Origin of the sequence: Microbacterium sp. YJN-G (assembly GCF_015040615.1) — a bacterium.
Taxonomy (GTDB): Bacteria; Actinomycetota; Actinomycetes; order Actinomycetales; family Microbacteriaceae; genus Microbacterium.
Window position 1 is genome coordinate 2,445,781 of sequence record NZ_CP060402.1, and the last position, 17,132, is coordinate 2,462,912.

Below are 17,132 nucleotides of genomic sequence, written 5' to 3' on the forward strand. Positions count from 1 at the left end.
CCCGACGAAAGGTTGCGCCGACATGCGCCAGGTCTTCCACCAGTCCCTCGAGGAGCTGCAGTCCCGTCTCGCCGAGATCGCCGATCTGGTGACGATCTCGATCGAGAAGGCGACCACGGCGTTCGCCGAGAGCGACGTCGCGCTGGCCGAGGAGGTCATCGCCGATGACGCGCGCATCGACGAACTCGCGGTCGCACTCGACGAGCAGGCGATCGAGATCCTCGCGCGTCAGCAGCCGGTCGCCCGCGACCTGCGCATCGTCATCACCGCCCTGCGCGTGAGCGCCTCGCTGGAGCGCATGGGCGACATGGCCGAGCACATCGCCCAGCTCGCCCGTCTGCGCTTCCCGGAGCGCGCGGTGCCCAAGGGCCTGAAGGGCACGTTCCGCCACATGGGTGAGCTCGACGTCGAGATCGCGCGCACCCTCGCCGACCTGCTGCGCACGCAGGATCTGCGCTTCGCCGACGCCATCCGCAACGCCGACGACAAGGTCGACGAGCTGCACGCCAGCGTGTTCGAGAAGGTGCTCAGCGACAACTGGAAGGGCGAGGCCACCGCGACCGTCGACGCCACGCTCGCCAGCCGGTACCACGAGCGCTTCGCCGACCACGCGGTCGCCGTCGCGAAGAAGGTCGTCTACCTCGCCACCGGTGACTGGGCGGTCGAGGAGGAGGACATCGCTCTCGCCGCCGAGGCGCAGGGCGCGGCACCCGAGGCATCCGAGAACTGACCGCCGAAACCCCTCCAGAATGCCGAGACCCCTCATGATCCGCGCGGATCATGAGGGGTCTCGTCGCTGTTGAGGGGGTTCGGCGGGGTTACTTCTTGCCCTGCGCGGCGACCGCGGCGGCGCCGGCGGCAGCAGCCTCGGGGTCGAGGTAGCGACCGGGCGCGGTGGGCATGTTGTTCTCGTCGAGCTCGTACACCAGCGGGATGCCGGTGGGGATGTTCAGGCCGGCGATGTCGTCGTCGCTGATGTTCTCGAGGTGCTTGACGAGGCCGCGCAGCGAGTTGCCGTGCGCGGTGACCAGCACCGTCTTCCCGGCCTCGAGGTCGGGCACGATCGCGTCGTTCCAGTACGGCAGCAGGCGGTCGATGACGAGCTTGAGCGACTCCGTGCGCGGGACCTCGCCGTCGATACCCGCATAGCGCGGGTCGTTCACCTGGCTGAACTCGCTGTCGTCGTCGAGCAGGGGCGGCGGAACGTCGAACGAGCGACGCCACAGCTGGAACTGCTCGGGGCCGAACTCCTCGAGCGTCTGCGCCTTGTCCTTGCCCTGCAGGGCGCCGTAGTGACGCTCGTTGAGGCGCCACGAGCGAGTCACCGGGATCCACAGGCGGTCGGCGGCGTCCAGCGCGATGTTGGCGGTCTGGATGGCGCGGCTGAGCAGCGAGGTGTGCAGCACGTCGGGGTGCAGTCCCGACTCGGCGAGCAGCTCGCCGCCGCGACGGGCCTCTTCCTTGCCCTGCTCGGTCAGGCGGACATCCACCCATCCCGTGAAGAGGTTGAGCTTGTTCCATTCGCTCTGGCCATGGCGGAGGAGGATCAGGGTGCGCGTCATGGCCCCAGTTTATCGAGGCGGCTCGCGAGGCGTGACAATGGAGTCATGAGAGGAACGTCGCCTGTCGGACAGCCGACCCGGGGGACGACGGGGACGAACCGGCTGCGACGGAACGACCGGTGGATCGCGGCATCCGACGCCTTCCGGAAGGCCGGCGACCCCCTGGTCGTCGACCTCGGCTATGGGGCGAGCGGGGTGACGGCGTTCGAGCTGGCGACCCGGCTGCGCCGGGTGAGGACGGATGCCGAGGTGCTCGGCCTCGAACTCGATCCGGCGCGCGTCGCCACGGCCCGCGCGCAGCTCGACGAGGTGCGCGCCGGGCAGACGTCGTTCGCCACGGAGCTGCCGGTGTCGTTCGCACGCGGCGGGTTCGAGGTTCCCGTGCCGGGCGGGCGCAGGCCCGCGGTCATCCGCGCGATGAACGTGCTGCGGCAGTACGGCGAGGACGATGTCGCGGCGGCGTGGCGGCAGGTGGCATCCCGGCTCTCCCCCGGCGGGATGCTGTTCGAGGGCACCTGCGACGAGATAGGCCGTATCGCGAGCTGGGTGGATGTGGCATCCGACGGCATCCCGATCTCGTTCACGATCTCACTGCGTCTCGCAGGGCTCGAGCGTCCGGGCATCGTCGCCGAGCGCCTGCCCAAGGCGCTCATCCACCGCAACGTGCCCGGCGAGCGCATCCACGCGCTGCTCACCGCGCTCGACCGGGAATGGGAGCGGACCGCGCCGCTGTCGACGTTCGGCGCGGTGCAGCGCTGGCTCGCTGCGGTCGCGGCGCTGAAGGCGCAGGGCGTTCCCGTGCAGGGCTCGAAGCACCGCTGGCGTCTGGGCGAGCTCACCGTCCCCTGGGCCGCCGTCGCGCCGGCGACCTGATCAGCCCCGCGCGTCTATATGTCACCAAGTGCCGAAATCCGGTGCGAATTACGGTACTTCGTGACAAATAGACGGAAGGTCAGTGGGCGTTGCGGGGGTCGTCGCCGAGCGGGCGGCGGGACAGGCGCGTCAGACGGGGCACGTCGGCGGTGGCGCCGGCGTCGGCGGGGACGATGACCTGCTGGGTCGCGGCGATGTCGACACCCTCCGAGCGGACGATGAGCTCTCCGACCGGCGCGCGGCGTGAGAGCACCGCCAGGGCGATCGGCCCGTCCTCGTGATGGATGGCGGCGGAGGTGATGTGGCCGACCTCGGCGTCACCGGCGAACACCGCATCACCCGGCGCCGGCAGCACGACGTCGCTGCCGTCGAGCAGCAGGGCGGCGAGGCGACGCGGCGGATGCCCGAGGTTGTGCACCTTCGCGACGGTCTCCTGCCCGCGGTAGCAGCCCTTGCTCAGGTGCACCGCGCTGCGGATCCAATCCGCCTCGTGCGGGATCGTGCGCTCGTCGACCTCGTGCGACCAGCGCGGACGCCAGGCGGCGATGCGCAGCGCCTCGGCGGCGAGCGCACCGGCGAACGGCTCGGTCAGCGACGCCGGATCCTCGACGACGGCGACGCTCCAGGCGTAGTCCGCACCGGGATGCGCGTCGACCGCCGCGTACTGGTGGCCTCCCGGCTGCACCTCGCGCCACGGGTCGCGCCAGATCAGCGGCACGCCGTTCGGAGCCGATGCGGCGACACGGGCCTCGGCGTCTCCCCCGGCGAAGAATCCGGCGAGCACGGCATCGGCGCGCACGGTCACCGTGACACGCGAGCGGAACACCATCCGCTGCAGCCAGGTGGCGAGCTTCTCGGCATCCGCGTCGTCGGCGATCAGCCAGACCGACGCGCCGTCCTCGAAGACGGCGGCGGCGTGCTCGACGCGGCCCTGCGGGTCGAGAACGAGCAGCTCGGTGCTGTCGCCCGGAGCCAATCGCGCGACGGACTGCGAGGTGATCGAGTCGAGCCAGCTCAGCCGGTCCTCTCCCGCGACCTCGATGAGCGTGCGGTCACCGAGCGGCACGATCGCCTGTCCTGAGGCGAGCAGGCGCTGCTCGATCATCGGGTTGCCGAAGTGGCTGATGACGTCGCCGTCGCGCACGGCGCCGGGGACGGATTCGAAGACTGTCATCTCAGACCTCTGCCATTCTCAAGACCGGACTCGGACCCTGGGCCGGGTCAGACCCTCGCCAGGCGTGCCGACGCGTGCGACTTCAGCGGCTCGCCGAATGCGGTGATGTCCCACGCCCACAGCAGGTGGCCGTCGACGAGACCGTACATGCGGGTCGCGGCCGTGTACGGCTTGGAGCCGGCGGGGCGGATGACGGCATCCGTCGCGATGTCGATGCGCGGGCCGGCGATGCGACCCAGGTACAGCTCGAGCGTGCCGTCGGAGTGCGCCACCGACGCCTCGATCGGGAAGCCGTCGCCGGTGCGCAGCCGCTCCACGTCGTCGACGGTGCGCTCGGCGCCCTGCGCCGCCGGCGGCAGCAGGGCGGGGCCGGGATCGGCATCCGTGCGCGGGCGTGCAAGGCGCCAGAAGCCGGTCTCGGCGAGCAGCGGGACGGGCTGGTCGCCGCCGTCGGCGCCGAGGAAGGATGCCGTGGCCGCGTAGTTCAGGAACGGACCGCCGTCGTGGCTGAAGCTCACGCGGTGCGTGAACTCGCCCTCATGGCGCCGCTCACCGGCGGTGTACTCGATGACACCGGTTCCCTCCCAGACTCCCAGCAGCCACGACAGCGGCGCGAGGTCGACCGGAAGGTCGACGGGCAGCTCGATCACGTCGGATCAGCGCTGCCCGCGGAAGAGGTTGACCAGCACGACGCCCGACACGAAGGCGATCGCAAGGCTCGCCAGTCCCAGCAGGCCGAGGAAGAAGATCTCAAGTGCGACGACGTCCATGACACCACTCTACTGTCTCGGCGGGCGCAGGCGGGCTCGGCGGGCACAGGCGGGCGTCGTGCGGGTCTCGAGACGGTCTCGGAACCGGCGTCAGACGGCGGTCACCAGCGCGGCGAGTCCGAATACGGCCGAGACGACCCCCATCACCACGAGTGAGCCGACGACACTGCTCGCCACGCGCACCGTGAAGCCTTGTGCGCGGCCGTATGCGAGCTGCACGGCGAACGACAACAGCACGATGGCGCCGAAGGCGATCAGCAGCCAGATGACCCTGTCGGCCTCGGGAAGCAGGATGCCCAGGGTGATCGCGACGACCACGGATGCCACCCACACGGCGATGACCCCGTGGAAGGCGTTGCGCGGCGCGAGGGCGGGTTCCGACATGGGGCCATCGTACTTGTCGACAACGGAGGTTTCGCTGGCAACTAGCATTGTCGCGTGGCCCAGCTGATCGAACTCAGCCCCGCTCCCGGCACGGAGCCGGTTCTCGGCGCGCTCGAGCTGCTGCCCCACGCGGTGCGACGGCATCCCATCGATCCCGGTCATCTGCTGTCTCTGCCCGAGGCCGACGCCATCCTCGTCGACGCGCGGAACGACCTCGTCGCCGCCCGGGCCGCCTGCCGGCTGATGCGCACGGCCGGAGTCGAGGCGCCCGTGCTGCTCGTGGTCACCGAGGGCGGGCTCAGCGCCGTCTCGGCCGACTGGGGCTTCGCCGACGTGCTGCTCTCGAGCGCCGGTCCCGCCGAGATCGACGCCCGCATCCGCCTGGCGCTCGCCCGCGCGCAGAGCGACGAGCCGGCGCACGTGCAGGCCTCGGGCATCACGATCGACGAGCAGTCGTACTCGGCGAAACTGCACGGCCGGCCGCTGGATCTCACCTACAAGGAGTTCCAGCTGCTGCACTTCCTCGCCACGCACCCCTCCCGCGTCTTCACCCGCGAGCAGCTGCTCAGCGACGTCTGGGGGTACGACTACTTCGGTGGCACCCGCACGGTCGACGTGCATGTGCGGCGGCTGCGCGCGAAGCTCGGTGAGTCGGAGCAGATCATCGGCACGGTGCGCAACGTCGGCTACCGCTTCAACCTTCATGACGAACATCAGCAGGACGACGACTGACTTCACACATCGGTCACCGCCGGGTGCAAGGATGTACCCCATGATCGAACCCGCACTTGCCGACGCCGGACTCGGGGATGCCGAGGACGATGACTTCGATGCGCATGAGGCGCCGGATGCCGATCTGCCCGACCACCGCTACCACGACCGCGAGCTGAGCTGGCTGGCGTTCAACCAGCGGGTGCTCGAGCTGGCAGAGGACGCGTCGCTGCCCGAGCTGGAACGCGCCAACTTCCTCGCGATCTTCGCCAGCAACCTCGACGAGTTCTTCATGGTGCGCGTCGCCGGGCTCAAGCGCCGCATCCTCACCGGCCTCGCCATCCCCACCAACGTGGGACGGGCGCCCGCCGACGTGCTCTCGGACATCTCGGCCGAGGCGCACGCCCTGCAGCTGCGCCACGCAGACGTGTGGACGCACCAGGTCAGGCCGGCACTGTCGGATGCCGGTATCGAGATCGCCGAATGGCACGAGCTCACCGATGCCGAGCGGAACACCCTGGGCGACTACTTCCAGGCGCAGGTCTTCCCCGTGCTCATGCCGCTGGCGGTCGATCCCGCCCACCCGTTCCCGTACATCTCGGGGCTGTCGCTGAACCTCGCGATCCGCATCCGCAACGCCCGCACCGGGCGGCAGGACTTCGCGCGCCTGAAGGTGCCGCCCATGCTCCCCCGCTTCGTCGAGGTGCCGGGTTCCGGTGAGATCCTGCGGTACATCCGCCTCGAGGAGCTCATCGCCAACCACCTCGACGACCTGTTCCCCGGCATGGAGGTGCTCGACCACCACGCGTTCCGCCTCACCCGCAACGAGGACGTGGAGATCGAGGAGGACGAGAGCGAGAACCTCATCCAGGCGCTCGAGGCCGAGCTGCTGCGGCGCCGGTTCGGCCCACCGATCCGCCTCGAGATCACCGACGACATGGATGACGTGACACTCGAGCTGCTCATCAAGGAGCTCGACATCACCGACCAGGAGGTCTACCGGCTGCCCGGTCCGCTCGACCTGCGCGGACTGTTCGACCTGGCCCGCATCGACCGGCCCGACCTGCGCTATCCGCCGCACCTGCCGACGACCGCCGTCGCGTTCCAGCCGGGCGACAGCAACGAGCGCCCTGACATCTTCAAAGCCATCGGCCGCGCCGACGTGCTCGTGCACCACCCGTACGAGTCGTTCGCGACCAGCGTGCAGGCGTTCCTCGAGCAGGCGGCGCGCGACCCGCAGGTGCTCGCCATCAAGCAGACGCTGTACCGCACCTCGGGCGACAGCCCCATCGTGCAGGCCCTCATCGACGCGGCCGAGGCGGGCAAGTCGGTGCTGGCGCTCGTGGAGGTCAAGGCGCGCTTCGACGAGGCCAACAACATCGTGTGGGCGCGCAAGCTCGAGAAGGCCGGTGTGCACGTCGTCTACGGCCTGGTCGGCCTGAAGACCCACTGCAAGCTCGCCCTCGTGATCCGCGAGGAGGACGGCGTGCTGCGCCACTACTCGCACGTGGGCACGGGCAACTACAACCCGAAGACCAGCCGCATCTACGAGGACTTCGGCCTGTTCACCGCTGACCCGCAGATCGGCAAGGACCTCACCCGGCTGTTCAACGAGCTCAGCGGCTACGCGATCGAGAAGAAGTTCAAGCGCCTGCTCGTCGCGCCCCTGCACCTGCGCAAGGGGCTGCTGCGTCACATCGACAACGAGCGCCGCAACGCCGAGGCAGGGCGTCCGGCCCGGGTGCGGATCAAGGTCAACTCGATGGTCGACGAGCAGATCATCGACGCGCTGTACCGGGCCAGCATGGCCGGCGTGAAGGTCGAGGTCTGGGTGCGCGGCATCTGCAGTCTGCGCGTGGACCTGCCCGGTGTCAGCGACAACATCACCGTGCGCAGCATCCTGGGTCGTTACCTGGAGCACTCCCGGATCTTCTCGTTCGAGAACGACGGCAACCCGATCGTCTACATCGGCAGCGCCGACATGATGCACCGCAACCTCGACCGCCGCGTCGAGGCACTGGTGCGCCTGTCGTCGCCGGATCACATCCGCGAGCTGCACGACCTGTTCGACCTGGCGATGGACCCCAACACCAGCTCGTGGCACCTCGTCGGCGGCGGGGTTTGGGAGCGTGCGGGGGATGCCGACGGCGAACCGCTGCTCGACATGCAGGACCGCACGATGTCGCTGGTGCAGCAGCGCCGCCGCAAGCGAACGGTCCGATGACCGACACCGCGGTCTTCGCTGCGGGTGCGGTGGTGTGGCGCCTGGTCGAGGACAAGCTTCGCGTGCTGCTGATCCATCGCACGAAGTACCGCGATGTGACCCTGCCCAAGGGCAAGGTCGATCCCGGTGAGATGCTGGCGCAGACCGCCGTGCGCGAGGTGCACGAGGAGACCGGCATCCGGGTGTCACTCGGCGTTCCGGTCGGCGTCAGCAGGTACTGGATGCGGCCCAAGCGGCAGAAGGTCGTGCATTACTGGGCGGCAGAGGCGACGGATGACGCCATCCGGGCGTCCACGTTCGTGCCCAACGGTGAGATCGCCGCCATCGAGTGGGTGAGCCTGAAGAAGGCGCGCGCGCGGCTGAGCTACCCGGTCGACGTGGAGATCCTGGAGAACTTCGCACGGCTCGTCGACGACGGGGTGCTGCACACCTTCCCGATCATCGCTCTACGACACGCGAAGGCCCTGTCACGGGCCGACTGGGACGGTGAGGATGCGGCCCGGCCGCTCACCGAGCGCGGGATGCGGCAGGCGAAGGCGATCGTCGGCCCGCTGCGGGCCTTCGGCGTTCGACGGATCGCCACCAGTGATGCGGCGCGCTGCCGGGAGACGGTCGCGCCCCTTGAGCGCCGGCTCGGCCGGGTGGCGAAGGTCACCCGCAGGATCAGCCAGGATGCCTGGGAGGCGGGCGAGGCCGACGTGCGCGCGGTGGTCGGGCACCGGGTGCGCTCCCGCAAGCCGGCGGTGCTGTGCAGTCACCGTCCCGTGCTGCCGACGATCCTCGCCGAGCTGGCCCTGGCCACCGGCACCGTCCGCGGATCGTACGTCGACAGCGCGAGCGCGCTCGACGTCGCCGGGTTCTCGGTCGTGCACCTGTCCGCCACCAATCCCGGCTCCGGGATCATCTCGATCGAGACGCACACGCCGAAGGTGTAGCGCGATCGGAGAGGCCGGCCGACGGCATCCGGGACTCTGGCCAGGATCTGTTCACCTTCCGTTCACCCGCGCGGGAGAGTCTCGTTAACCGGCGCTCCTAACGTCACTGTGTGCCCTGCACCGGGCCTCACACATTCCCCCGATCGAACGGATCCACAGTGAAGATCTCCCGCATCGCTCGTATCAGCGCCGTCGGCGCTGTCGCCGCACTCGCACTCGCCGGCTGCGCCGCGAACGAGCCGGCCGCCCCCGCGTCGTCCGAGGAGCCGTCCGCCTCGACCCTCGAGGGCACGCTGACCGCTTCCGGCGCGTCGTCGCAGGGTGCTGCGCAGCAGGCCTGGGTCGCCGAGTTCCAGAAGGCGAACCCGGGTGTGACCATCAACTACGAGCCCACCGGCTCGGGCACCGGCCGCGAGCGTTTCGCCGCGGGCGCCAGCGACTTCATCGGCTCGGACCGCGCGTACAAGCTCGACGAGTTCGCCGCCGGCTTCAAGACCTGCTCCTCGGACGCCATCGTCGAGGTCCCGCTGTACATCTCGCCGGTCGCCGTCGCGTTCAACCTCGAGGGCATCGACGCGCTCAACCTCGACGCGAAGACCATCGCGGGCATCTTCGCCGGCACCATCACCAACTGGAACGACCCGGCCATCGCCGAGCAGAACGCCGACGCCGAGCTTCCCGACCTGGCCATCTCGCCGGTGCACCGCTCCGACGACTCGGGCACCACCGACACCTTCACCTCGTACCTCAGCACGACCGCCGGCGACGTGTGGACCCACGAGCCCGACGGCGAGTGGCCGATCCAGGGCGGCGAGGCCGCACAGGGCACCTCGGGTGTCGTCCAGGCGATCAAGGCCGGCAACGGTGCGATCGGCTACGCCGACGCCTCGCAGACCGACGGTCTCGGCCAGGTGCACGTCGGCGTGGGCGGCGAGTACGTTGCGTACTCCGCCGAGGCCGCAGCCGCGCTCGTCGAGGCATCGCCGCTGGAGGAGGGTCGCGGCGCCGCCGACCTGGTCTTCGCCGTCGACGCCGCCGCCGCTCCGGCCGGCTCGTACCCGATCGCCCTGGTCAGCTACCTGATCGCCTGCGAGCAGTACGAGGACGAGAACACCGCCAAGCTCGTGAAGTCGTACTTCGAGTTCATCGCCAGCGAAGAGGGCCAGAAGGTCGCCGCCGACAACGCCGGCAGCGCCCCCATCTCGGAGGGCCTGCGTGAGAAGGTCCTCGCCGCCATCGACACGATCAAGGTCGGCTGAGATCACACCATCCTGAAACCCGATGCCCCCGCGCCCGATCCGGCGCGGGGGCATCGGGGGGTCAACCCCACTCATCCGAAAACACCCGAAAACGGAGAACATGAGCACGACGACCACCCAGGCGCCGCCGGCAGCTCCGGCCCCGCCCGCGCCCCCGGCACCCATCAAGGCCAAGCAGCGGCTCGGCGACCGCGTCTTCTCGGGCACCGCGCTGGCGGCCGGGATCATCATCCTGGTCGTGCTCGCGGCCGTGGCCGCGTTCCTCATCGTGCAGAGCATCCCGGCGTTCGCGCCGGACACGAGTGACAACCACATCCTCGCCGGTGAGTCGTTCTGGGAGTACGTCGGCCCGCTCGCGTTCGGAACCGTCTGGGCGTCGCTCATCGCCCTGCTCATCGCGACCCCGATCTCCATCGGCATCGCCCTGTTCATCTCGCACTACGCGCCGCGCCGCCTGGCCGGCGTGCTGGGCTACATCATCGACCTGCTCGCCGCCGTGCCCTCGGTCGTCTTCGGCCTGTGGGGCGGCCTGGTGCTCGCACCCATGCTGCAGCCGATCTACGCCTGGCTGAACGCCAACGCGAACTGGATCCCCATCTTCGGCGGTCAGGTCTCGTCCACGGGCAAGACGATCATGACCGCCTCGCTCGTGCTCGCCGTCATGGTGATCCCGATCATGACCGCCATCTGCCGTGAGGTGTTCCTGCAGACCCCGAAGCTGCACGAAGAGGCCGCCCTCGCACTCGGTGCGACCCGCTGGGAGATGGTGCGCATGGCCGTGCTGCCCTTCGCGCGCGGCGGCATGGTCTCGGCCGTGATGCTCGCCCTGGGCCGCGCGCTCGGCGAGACCATGGCGGTCACCATGGTGCTCTCCCCCGCCGCGGTCTACAGCTTCCTGGTGCTCACCGCCACCAACCCGACGCCCATCCCGGCGAACATCGCCCTCGCATTCCCCGAGGCGCATGACACCGGTGTGAACACGCTCATCGCGACCGGTCTGATCCTGTTCATCGTGACCTTCGCGGTCAACGCGGTGGCGCGCTGGATCGTCTCGCGCCGCGCCGAGTTCTCTGGAGCGAACTGACATGACCACGATCACCGCTTCGCCCGCCTCGGCATCCCTCACCTCCGGCCGGCTCGCACGCTGGGCGCCCTGGGCGCTGCTCGGCGGCAGCCTGCTCGTCTCCTTCGTCGTGTTCGGTGTCGCCTCGATCGGCGGCGACCTCGCCGACTTCAACATCGCGGGCGCCGTCATCGTCGGCGTGCTGCTCTACATGGTGCTGATCACCGTCGTCTCGGCCATCGCCGAGAACCGCCGCAACGCCATCGACCGGCTCATGACGGCGCTCGTCGCCACGGCCTTCACGATCGCGCTGCTGCCGCTGATCTCGCTGCTGTGGACCGTGGTCGCCAACGGCATCCAGCGCTTCGACGCGGAGTTCTTCAGCTTCTCGATGCGCAACATCGTCGGCGAGGGCGGCGGCATCGTGCACGCCATCTGGGGCACCGTGCTGATCACCCTGATGGCCACCGTGATCGCCGTGCCGGTGGGCCTGATGACCTCGATCTACCTCGTCGAGTACGGCCGCGGACGCATCGCGAAGGGCATCACGTTCTTCGTGGACGTCATGACCGGCATCCCCTCGATCGTCGCCGGTCTGTTCATCTACTCGGTGTTCGCGCTGCTCGTGCGCCCCGGCATCTCGATGGGCTTCATGGGTGCCCTGTCGCTGGCGGTGCTCATGGTGCCCGTGGTCGTGCGAGGCAGCGAGGAGCTGCTGCGCATCGTGCCGAACGAGCTGCGCGAGGCCGCCTACGCGCTCGGCGTGCCGAAGTGGCTCACGATCCTCAAGGTCGTGCTGCCCACCTCGATCGCCGGCATCACCACCTCGGTCATGCTCGCCATCGCCCGCGTGATCGGTGAGACGGCGCCGCTGCTGCTGACCGCCGGCTTCACCGCGAGCCTGAACACCAACCTGTTCAGCGGGCAGATGATGACCCTGCCCGTGTTCGCCTACAACTCGTACATGAACCAGGGCATGGCCGCCGACGCCTCGGTGGCCCGTGCGTGGGCCTCGGCGCTCACCCTGATCCTGATCGTCATGCTGCTGAACCTCGTCGCGCGTCTGGTCGCGAAGTGGTTCGCCCCGAAGACCGCCGGCCGCTGAGCCGCATCCGACCCGAAGGAACCCGAATGTCCAAGAGCATCGAAGTCAACGACCTCAACGTCTACTACAGCGATTTCCTCGCCGTCGAAGGCGTCTCCCTCGAGATCCAGCCGCGCAGCGTGACCGCGTTCATCGGCCCGTCGGGCTGCGGCAAGTCCACGTTCCTGCGCACGCTGAACCGCATGCACGAGGTCATCCCCGGCGCCCGCGTCGAGGGTGAGGTGCTGCTCGACGGCAAGGACCTGTACGGTCCGGGCGTCGACCCCGTGCTCGTGCGCCGTCAGGTGGGGATGGTCTTCCAGCGGCCGAACCCGTTCCCCACGATGTCGATCAAGGAGAACGTGCTCGCGGGCGTGAAGCTCAACAACGCGAAGATGTCCAAGAGCGACCAGGACGCCCTCGTCGAGAAGTCGCTGATGGGCGCGAACCTGTGGAACGAGGTCAAGGACCGTCTCGACAAGCCCGGGTCCGGCCTGTCGGGCGGCCAGCAGCAGCGTCTGTGCATCGCCCGCGCGATCGCCGTCTCGCCCGAGGTGCTGCTGATGGACGAGCCGTGCTCGGCTCTCGACCCGATCTCGACCTACGCGATCGAGGAGCTGATCGGCGAGCTGAAGAACGAGTACACGATCGTCATCGTCACGCACAACATGCAGCAGGCGAGCCGCGTCTCCGACAAGACCGCCTTCTTCAACATCTCCGGCACCGGCAAGCCCGGCAACCTGATCGAGTTCGACGACACCAGGACGATCTTCACCACCCCGTCCGTGCAGGCCACCGAGGACTACGTCTCCGGCCGCTTCGGGTGATCTCGGCCGGCCCTCGTGCCGGCTCACTGATGCCCAATGCCCTGCACGGCGTGTCGCCCCGTCGACACGCCGTGCAGGGCATTCATCGTCCGTGATCCGGCACCCCGACTTCTCCTGCACAGCCCGCGATCCCCGGCGAGTTATCCCCCATTGCCGGTTCTGCGCATCCGGGTGGGGTGCGTGCTGCCCGATGCTCGGACGATGTCATTCGTCCGCGCCGCAACCGCCTTCGCCCGCCTCGGCCCCATCGCACGAGCAGCTGATCTGCGCGCACGGGGCGTGACGAAGCGGGAGATCGCTCGGTCGGTCTCGACCGGCGAGATCCGCAGAGTGCGGTACGGCGTGTACGCCACCATCGATGCCGATGATTCCTGGGTCCATGCCGCTCAGCACGGCGGCACCCTGCGCTGCGTCACGGCGGGGCGGATGCTGGGACTGTGGATCCTCGAGGACACAGACGACCTGCATCTCTGGTTCGGCCACGCCGGCAACCCGCGCTCGTGCGAGCGGCACCCGTGCGAGCCTCGCCCGCATTGGGATGATGGTGAGAGCACGCTCGGCAAGCTGCCGCCCGTGCGCAACGTGCTCCTTCAGATCGCGCTGTGCGCCGGTGAGGAGACGTTCTTCTGCGCGTTGGAGTCCGCCCTGCGCAGATCCATGCTGCGAGTCGGGGACCTCCCGTGGCTGGCGGCGCGCGTGCCGCGTGCACTGCGCTGGCTGCTCGGCTTCGCACGGGCGGATGCCGACAGCGGGCTGGAGTCGCTCATCAGGCTGCGGCTGCACAGACTGGGGATCTCCGTGCGCACGCAGGTGCAGGTCGCCGGCGTCGGCGAGGTGGACATCGTCATCGGCGACCGCCTGATCATCGAGGCGGACGGCAAGCAGAACCACGACGACGGTGCGGGCGATCCGTCGCAGCCCCTGAGCTCGCTGCGGCATAAGGATCTGCTGCGTGATGCCAGGGCCGCTGCCCGCGGTTTCGAGACGCTGCGGTTCGACTACGCGATGATCGTACATGACTGGCCGACGGTCGAGGCTGCGATCCTGGCGAAGATCGCCGCAGGTGCGCATCTCTTCCCTGCCGCGTGCTGAATCACTGATGGTGCGACGCGCTCACGGCGCGTCGCACGGCCGACACGCCGTCCGCCCGCGCGGGCATCAGTGATCCGGCACCGGCTCAGTGCGGGGAGAGCAGGAAGGCGTTCAGCTCGTCGGTGAGGTCGGGGTCGGTCGGCAGCGGCGCGCCGTCGACGGCGGTGATGGGGGCGGCGAGACGGATGCTGGAGACCAGCCACGCGGCATCCGCCTTCATCAGATCCGTCGCCGAGAGGGTGCCGTAGCGCGTCGTGAATCCGCGCCGCTCGAGGTGCTCGAACACGGCGAGCTGCGTGGTGCCGTGCAGGATGCCAGCCGACGGCGCGGTGGTCAGGAACTCACCGCCCGACCGGATGATCAGGGATGCCGTCGGCGCCTCGAGCACGAACCCGTCACGGGTGACGAAGACCGCGTCGTCGGCTCCGCGCCGGCGGGCCTCGCGCAGCGCCGCCATGTTGACCGCGTAAGAGAGCGTCTTCGCCCCCAGCAGCAGCCACGGCGCCCGCTCCCCCGCCCCCAGGTCGTAGCCGCGGTCGAGGGTGGCCACGCGCACGCCGTCACGACGGACGGCGGTGAAGTCCGGGGCGGCGGCGACGGTGGCCCACGCGGTGGGCGCCGGTCCGTGCTCGACCCCGCGGCTGAGGATCAGCTTGATGACGGCCTCACCGGCAGGAGCGTGCACGGCGACCGCCGCGATTGCCTGCCGCCACTGCTCGAGGTTCGGCGCGGGCAGTTCGCAGATGCGAGCCGAGTGCGCGAGCCGCTGCAGATGCGCCTCGGCCTCGTTCGCGTGCCCGTCGATCACGCCGATCGATTCGAAGACGCCGTCGCCGCGCTGCGTGCTCAGCTCTCCGATGCTCAGCGCCGGAGCCGACACGTCCACCGGGGTGAAGGTGCCGCTGTAGTCGTCTCGGGTGTCGGCGACCTCGGCGGGCGCGATCATCAGGGCGTAGCGCTGTGACATGTCCACAGCTTAGGGCGGCGGGGAATACCCCCCCATGCACGACGCGTTACACTTGATCGGCCGGGCCGCATAACCCCGGGCTCCAATATTTGCCGCTGCGAGCGGCCTTCCGCCGAGAGGCGTTCTTGCGGCCCGGCTTCTTCATACCCGGGCCTCCGACTCAGGTCGGGTCGCTGCGCAGGTCAGATCGCCGCTCAGGTCAGGTCGCCGCGCCGCCACGAGCTGCCGGCCGCCGACAGGTCACCGGCGTAGGTCGCGAGCCGCAGCGCCCGGCGGGTCAGCTCGCTGGCACGATCGGGCTCGGTGGGCTCGCAGTCGTCGGCCACGTGCGTGGCTCCCGACGCCTGCACCCGGCAGTACGCCGCGGCACGATCGAGGGCGACCGAGAAGTCCCCGCGGAACACACCGCGCAGAATGGCATCGACCAGCTCGGCGAGCTCGTCGGGGGTCGCCGGGGCGGGGGCGCCCGCGATCGCGGCATCCGCGGTGTGCAGCTCGACGCGACCGCGCTCGTACAGCATCGCGGTCAGTGCCGGATCGGCACGGATCGCCGTCTGCAGCAGGTACAGCCGCCACAGCGCACCGGGCAGCGATCGCGCCGGTGCATGCGACCAGAGCTCGGCGACCTCGTCGATGCCGTGCTCGGAGGCGAAGGCCAGCAGCCGCTCGGTGATCACGCCGGAATCGTCGCGCCGGGCGCGCTCGAGCAGAGCGGATGCCGTGGCATGCGCCACGCGCGACTGCTCAGCCGCGTCCGCCGTTCCGACGATGTTGTCGAAAGCGCTCGTGGGCCGGCGGACGGGGCGATGGAACTGCTCGGGCATCCGTCCAGGGTACGCCCGGATGACCCGCTGCGGATCACGCCGTCGGGATCACGATGATCGGCTCGGTGGTCGGCGCGCCGGTTGGCGAGCCTCCCGCCTGTTCGACGGTCACCGCGATGACATCCCCCGCGTGCATCGGCACATCCAGCAGCGCCGTCGCGTCGCCGTCGTCCGCGTCGAACACCCCGGCGGGGATCGGGGTCTCGCCGCGCACGAACCACAGCTCGTACGTGCGGTCCTCGCCGAGATCGTCGAGTCCGGATGCCACCAGCACGGCCTTGCCGAGTTCACCCGACCAGTGCGCGGTGGCGGTCGCCCCGGACTCGAGACGCACCTCGGTCTGCTCGGCATCCGGTGCCGACCGGATCTCATCCAGCGCGACGACGGATGCCGGGCGCTGCAGCTGGGCGACGATGGCCGTCGTGGCCACGCCGGCTCCGGCCAGCAGCGCGAGTCCGGCCGCGAGGGCGAACAGCATCCGTCCCCATCGTGCGCGCTCGGGGCGGCTCTGCGGTTCGGCCGGTTCGGCCGGTGCCCCGCCGGAGGGCGGCTCCGCCGTCTGGGGGGTGCTCGCGATCCGGGCGAGCAGCTGCTCGCGCGCGGCCGCAGGCGGTGTCACGTCCTCGAGCGCGTCGGCGAGCGCCGACGCCGTGTCGAGGTCGTCGTCTGCGATCGCGCGCCATTCCGGATGCGCGGCGAGCGCGTCGCGGTAACGCCGCTCATCGGCATCCGACAGCGCACCGAGGGCATGGCCGGCGGTGAGCTCGGCGAAGTCCCGCTCGTTCATCTCGTCACCCCCATCTCGGCACGCAGCCGTGTCAGTCCGTCTCGCATCCTCGTCTTGATCGTCCCCAGCGGCACCGATGTCAGCGCGGCGATCTCGCTCTGACTGTAGCCGCCGTAATAGGCCAGGATCAGCGCCTCCTGCTGCGCCTCGGGCAGCGTCGCAAGGGCCCTGACGACGCGTTCGCCCTCGATCCTCGACTCCACCGTCTCCTGTACGACGTCGCGCTCCCCGCCGAGTTCGCGCACGCCCGCGCGCACGTCGCGATCGGCGCTGGACTGCGACGAGCGCACCCGGTCGACGGCCCGGCGATGCGCGATGGTGAAGACCCAGGATCGTCCCTGACCTCTGTTCGGAGCGAACCGCGAAGCGGATTGCCAGATCTCGAGGAAGACCTCCTGCAGCACCTCTTCGCTCTGCGAACGGTTGACCACGACCTTCAGGATCAGCGCGAACACCCGCGGCGAGAGCATGTCGTACAGCGCGGCGAATGCGTGCTGATCGCCGCGCGCGACGCGGAGGAGCAGGTCGGCGGCAGGATCACCGTACGACCCGTCCTCGGGTACCTCGACGCCATCGATCACCATCTCGACAAGCAT

18 protein-coding genes are annotated in these 17,132 nt (G+C 69.6%); 10 read left to right on the forward strand and 8 right to left on the reverse strand.

Translation table 11 applies throughout. The features are described from left to right. Positions 1–22 precede the first annotated feature (22 nt). Positions 23–730, forward strand: a complete 708-nt coding sequence (gene phoU, locus H7694_RS11740) for a phosphate signaling complex protein PhoU (RefSeq protein WP_193596672.1) — start codon at positions 23–25, stop codon at positions 728–730. Between the two features lie 88 nt (positions 731–818). Here phoU and H7694_RS11745 read toward each other — a convergent pair whose 3' ends face one another. Further along, entirely contained in the window at positions 819–1,562 is a 744-nt protein-coding gene (locus H7694_RS11745) for a phosphoglyceromutase (RefSeq protein ID WP_193596673.1), read from the reverse strand. 45 nt (positions 1,563–1,607) lie between these two features. On the opposite strand from H7694_RS11745, the gene H7694_RS11750 reads away from it, so the two are divergent. Then, positions 1,608–2,435 carry a class I SAM-dependent methyltransferase gene (locus H7694_RS11750; RefSeq protein WP_193596674.1) on the forward strand — a complete coding sequence of 276 codons (828 nt, stop codon included), beginning with the start codon at positions 1,608–1,610 and terminating at the stop codon, positions 2,433–2,435. A 79-nt stretch (positions 2,436–2,514) separates the two neighbouring features. Here H7694_RS11750 and H7694_RS11755 read toward each other — a convergent pair whose 3' ends face one another. From H7694_RS11755 to H7694_RS11765, 3 genes are all read right to left on the reverse strand, one after another. Continuing rightward, entirely contained in the window at positions 2,515–3,609 is a 1,095-nt protein-coding gene (locus H7694_RS11755) for a YgfZ/GcvT domain-containing protein (protein WP_193596675.1), read from the reverse strand. 47 nt (positions 3,610–3,656) lie between these two features. Continuing rightward, a complete protein-coding gene (locus tag H7694_RS11760; protein ID WP_193596676.1) occupies positions 3,657–4,259 on the reverse strand; it encodes an FABP family protein in 603 nt (200 codons plus the stop codon). 210 nt (positions 4,260–4,469) lie between these two features. Further along, positions 4,470–4,763 (reverse strand): hypothetical protein, encoded by a 294-nt coding sequence (locus H7694_RS11765; RefSeq protein ID WP_193596677.1) that lies wholly within the window; start codon positions 4,761–4,763, stop codon positions 4,470–4,472. Between the two features lie 54 nt (positions 4,764–4,817). On the opposite strand from H7694_RS11765, the gene H7694_RS11770 reads away from it, so the two are divergent. The 8 genes from H7694_RS11770 (at position 4,818) to H7694_RS11805 (ending at position 13,958) form a co-directional block, all read left to right on the forward strand. Next, entirely contained in the window at positions 4,818–5,495 is a 678-nt protein-coding gene (locus H7694_RS11770) for a winged-helix domain-containing protein (protein ID WP_193596678.1), read from the forward strand. 40 nt (positions 5,496–5,535) lie between these two features. Beyond that, the gene (locus tag H7694_RS11775; RefSeq protein ID WP_193596679.1) at positions 5,536–7,698 is read left to right on the forward strand and encodes an RNA degradosome polyphosphate kinase; all 2,163 of its coding nucleotides are present in this window, start codon (positions 5,536–5,538) and stop codon (positions 7,696–7,698) included. Next, positions 7,695–8,633: an NUDIX hydrolase gene (locus H7694_RS11780; protein WP_193596680.1), complete on the forward strand. Its 939-nt coding sequence runs from the start codon at positions 7,695–7,697 to the stop codon at positions 8,631–8,633. Before H7694_RS11775 ends, H7694_RS11780 begins: the two co-directional genes overlap by 4 nt. A 158-nt stretch (positions 8,634–8,791) precedes the next feature. Next, positions 8,792–9,892, forward strand: coding sequence for a phosphate ABC transporter substrate-binding protein PstS (gene pstS, locus H7694_RS11785; protein WP_193596681.1), 1,101 nt, complete (start codon positions 8,792–8,794; stop codon positions 9,890–9,892). 100 nt (positions 9,893–9,992) lie between these two features. Continuing rightward, positions 9,993–10,976 (forward strand): phosphate ABC transporter permease subunit PstC, encoded by a 984-nt coding sequence (gene pstC, locus H7694_RS11790; RefSeq protein ID WP_193596682.1) that lies wholly within the window; start codon positions 9,993–9,995, stop codon positions 10,974–10,976. 1 nt (position 10,977) lies between these two features. Continuing rightward, positions 10,978–12,060 carry a phosphate ABC transporter permease PstA gene (gene pstA, locus H7694_RS11795; protein WP_193596683.1) on the forward strand — a complete coding sequence of 361 codons (1,083 nt, stop codon included), beginning with the start codon at positions 10,978–10,980 and terminating at the stop codon, positions 12,058–12,060. Positions 12,061–12,086: 26 nt separating this feature from the next. Further along, on the forward strand, positions 12,087–12,866 hold the full coding sequence (gene pstB, locus H7694_RS11800) for a phosphate ABC transporter ATP-binding protein PstB (RefSeq protein WP_193596684.1): 780 nt from the start codon (positions 12,087–12,089) through the stop codon (positions 12,864–12,866). Positions 12,867–13,067: 201 nt separating this feature from the next. Further along, a complete protein-coding gene (locus H7694_RS11805) occupies positions 13,068–13,958 on the forward strand; it encodes a type IV toxin-antitoxin system AbiEi family antitoxin domain-containing protein (protein WP_193596685.1) in 891 nt (296 codons plus the stop codon). Positions 13,959–14,043: 85 nt separating this feature from the next. On the opposite strand, the gene H7694_RS11810 is transcribed toward H7694_RS11805, so the two are convergent. From H7694_RS11810 to sigK, 4 genes are all read right to left on the reverse strand, one after another. Beyond that, a complete protein-coding gene (locus tag H7694_RS11810) occupies positions 14,044–14,925 on the reverse strand; it encodes an aminodeoxychorismate lyase (protein WP_193596686.1) in 882 nt (293 codons plus the stop codon). 194 nt (positions 14,926–15,119) lie between these two features. Continuing rightward, positions 15,120–15,749 carry a DNA-directed RNA polymerase subunit beta gene (locus H7694_RS11815; RefSeq protein ID WP_193596687.1) on the reverse strand — a complete coding sequence of 210 codons (630 nt, stop codon included), beginning with the start codon at positions 15,747–15,749 and terminating at the stop codon, positions 15,120–15,122. A 34-nt stretch (positions 15,750–15,783) separates the two neighbouring features. After that, on the reverse strand, positions 15,784–16,536 hold the full coding sequence (locus H7694_RS11820; protein WP_193596688.1) for an anti-sigma factor domain-containing protein: 753 nt from the start codon (positions 16,534–16,536) through the stop codon (positions 15,784–15,786). Continuing rightward, positions 16,533–17,132: an ECF RNA polymerase sigma factor SigK gene (gene sigK / locus H7694_RS11825; RefSeq protein WP_193596689.1), complete on the reverse strand. Its 600-nt coding sequence runs from the start codon at positions 17,130–17,132 to the stop codon at positions 16,533–16,535. Before sigK ends, H7694_RS11820 begins: the two co-directional genes overlap by 4 nt.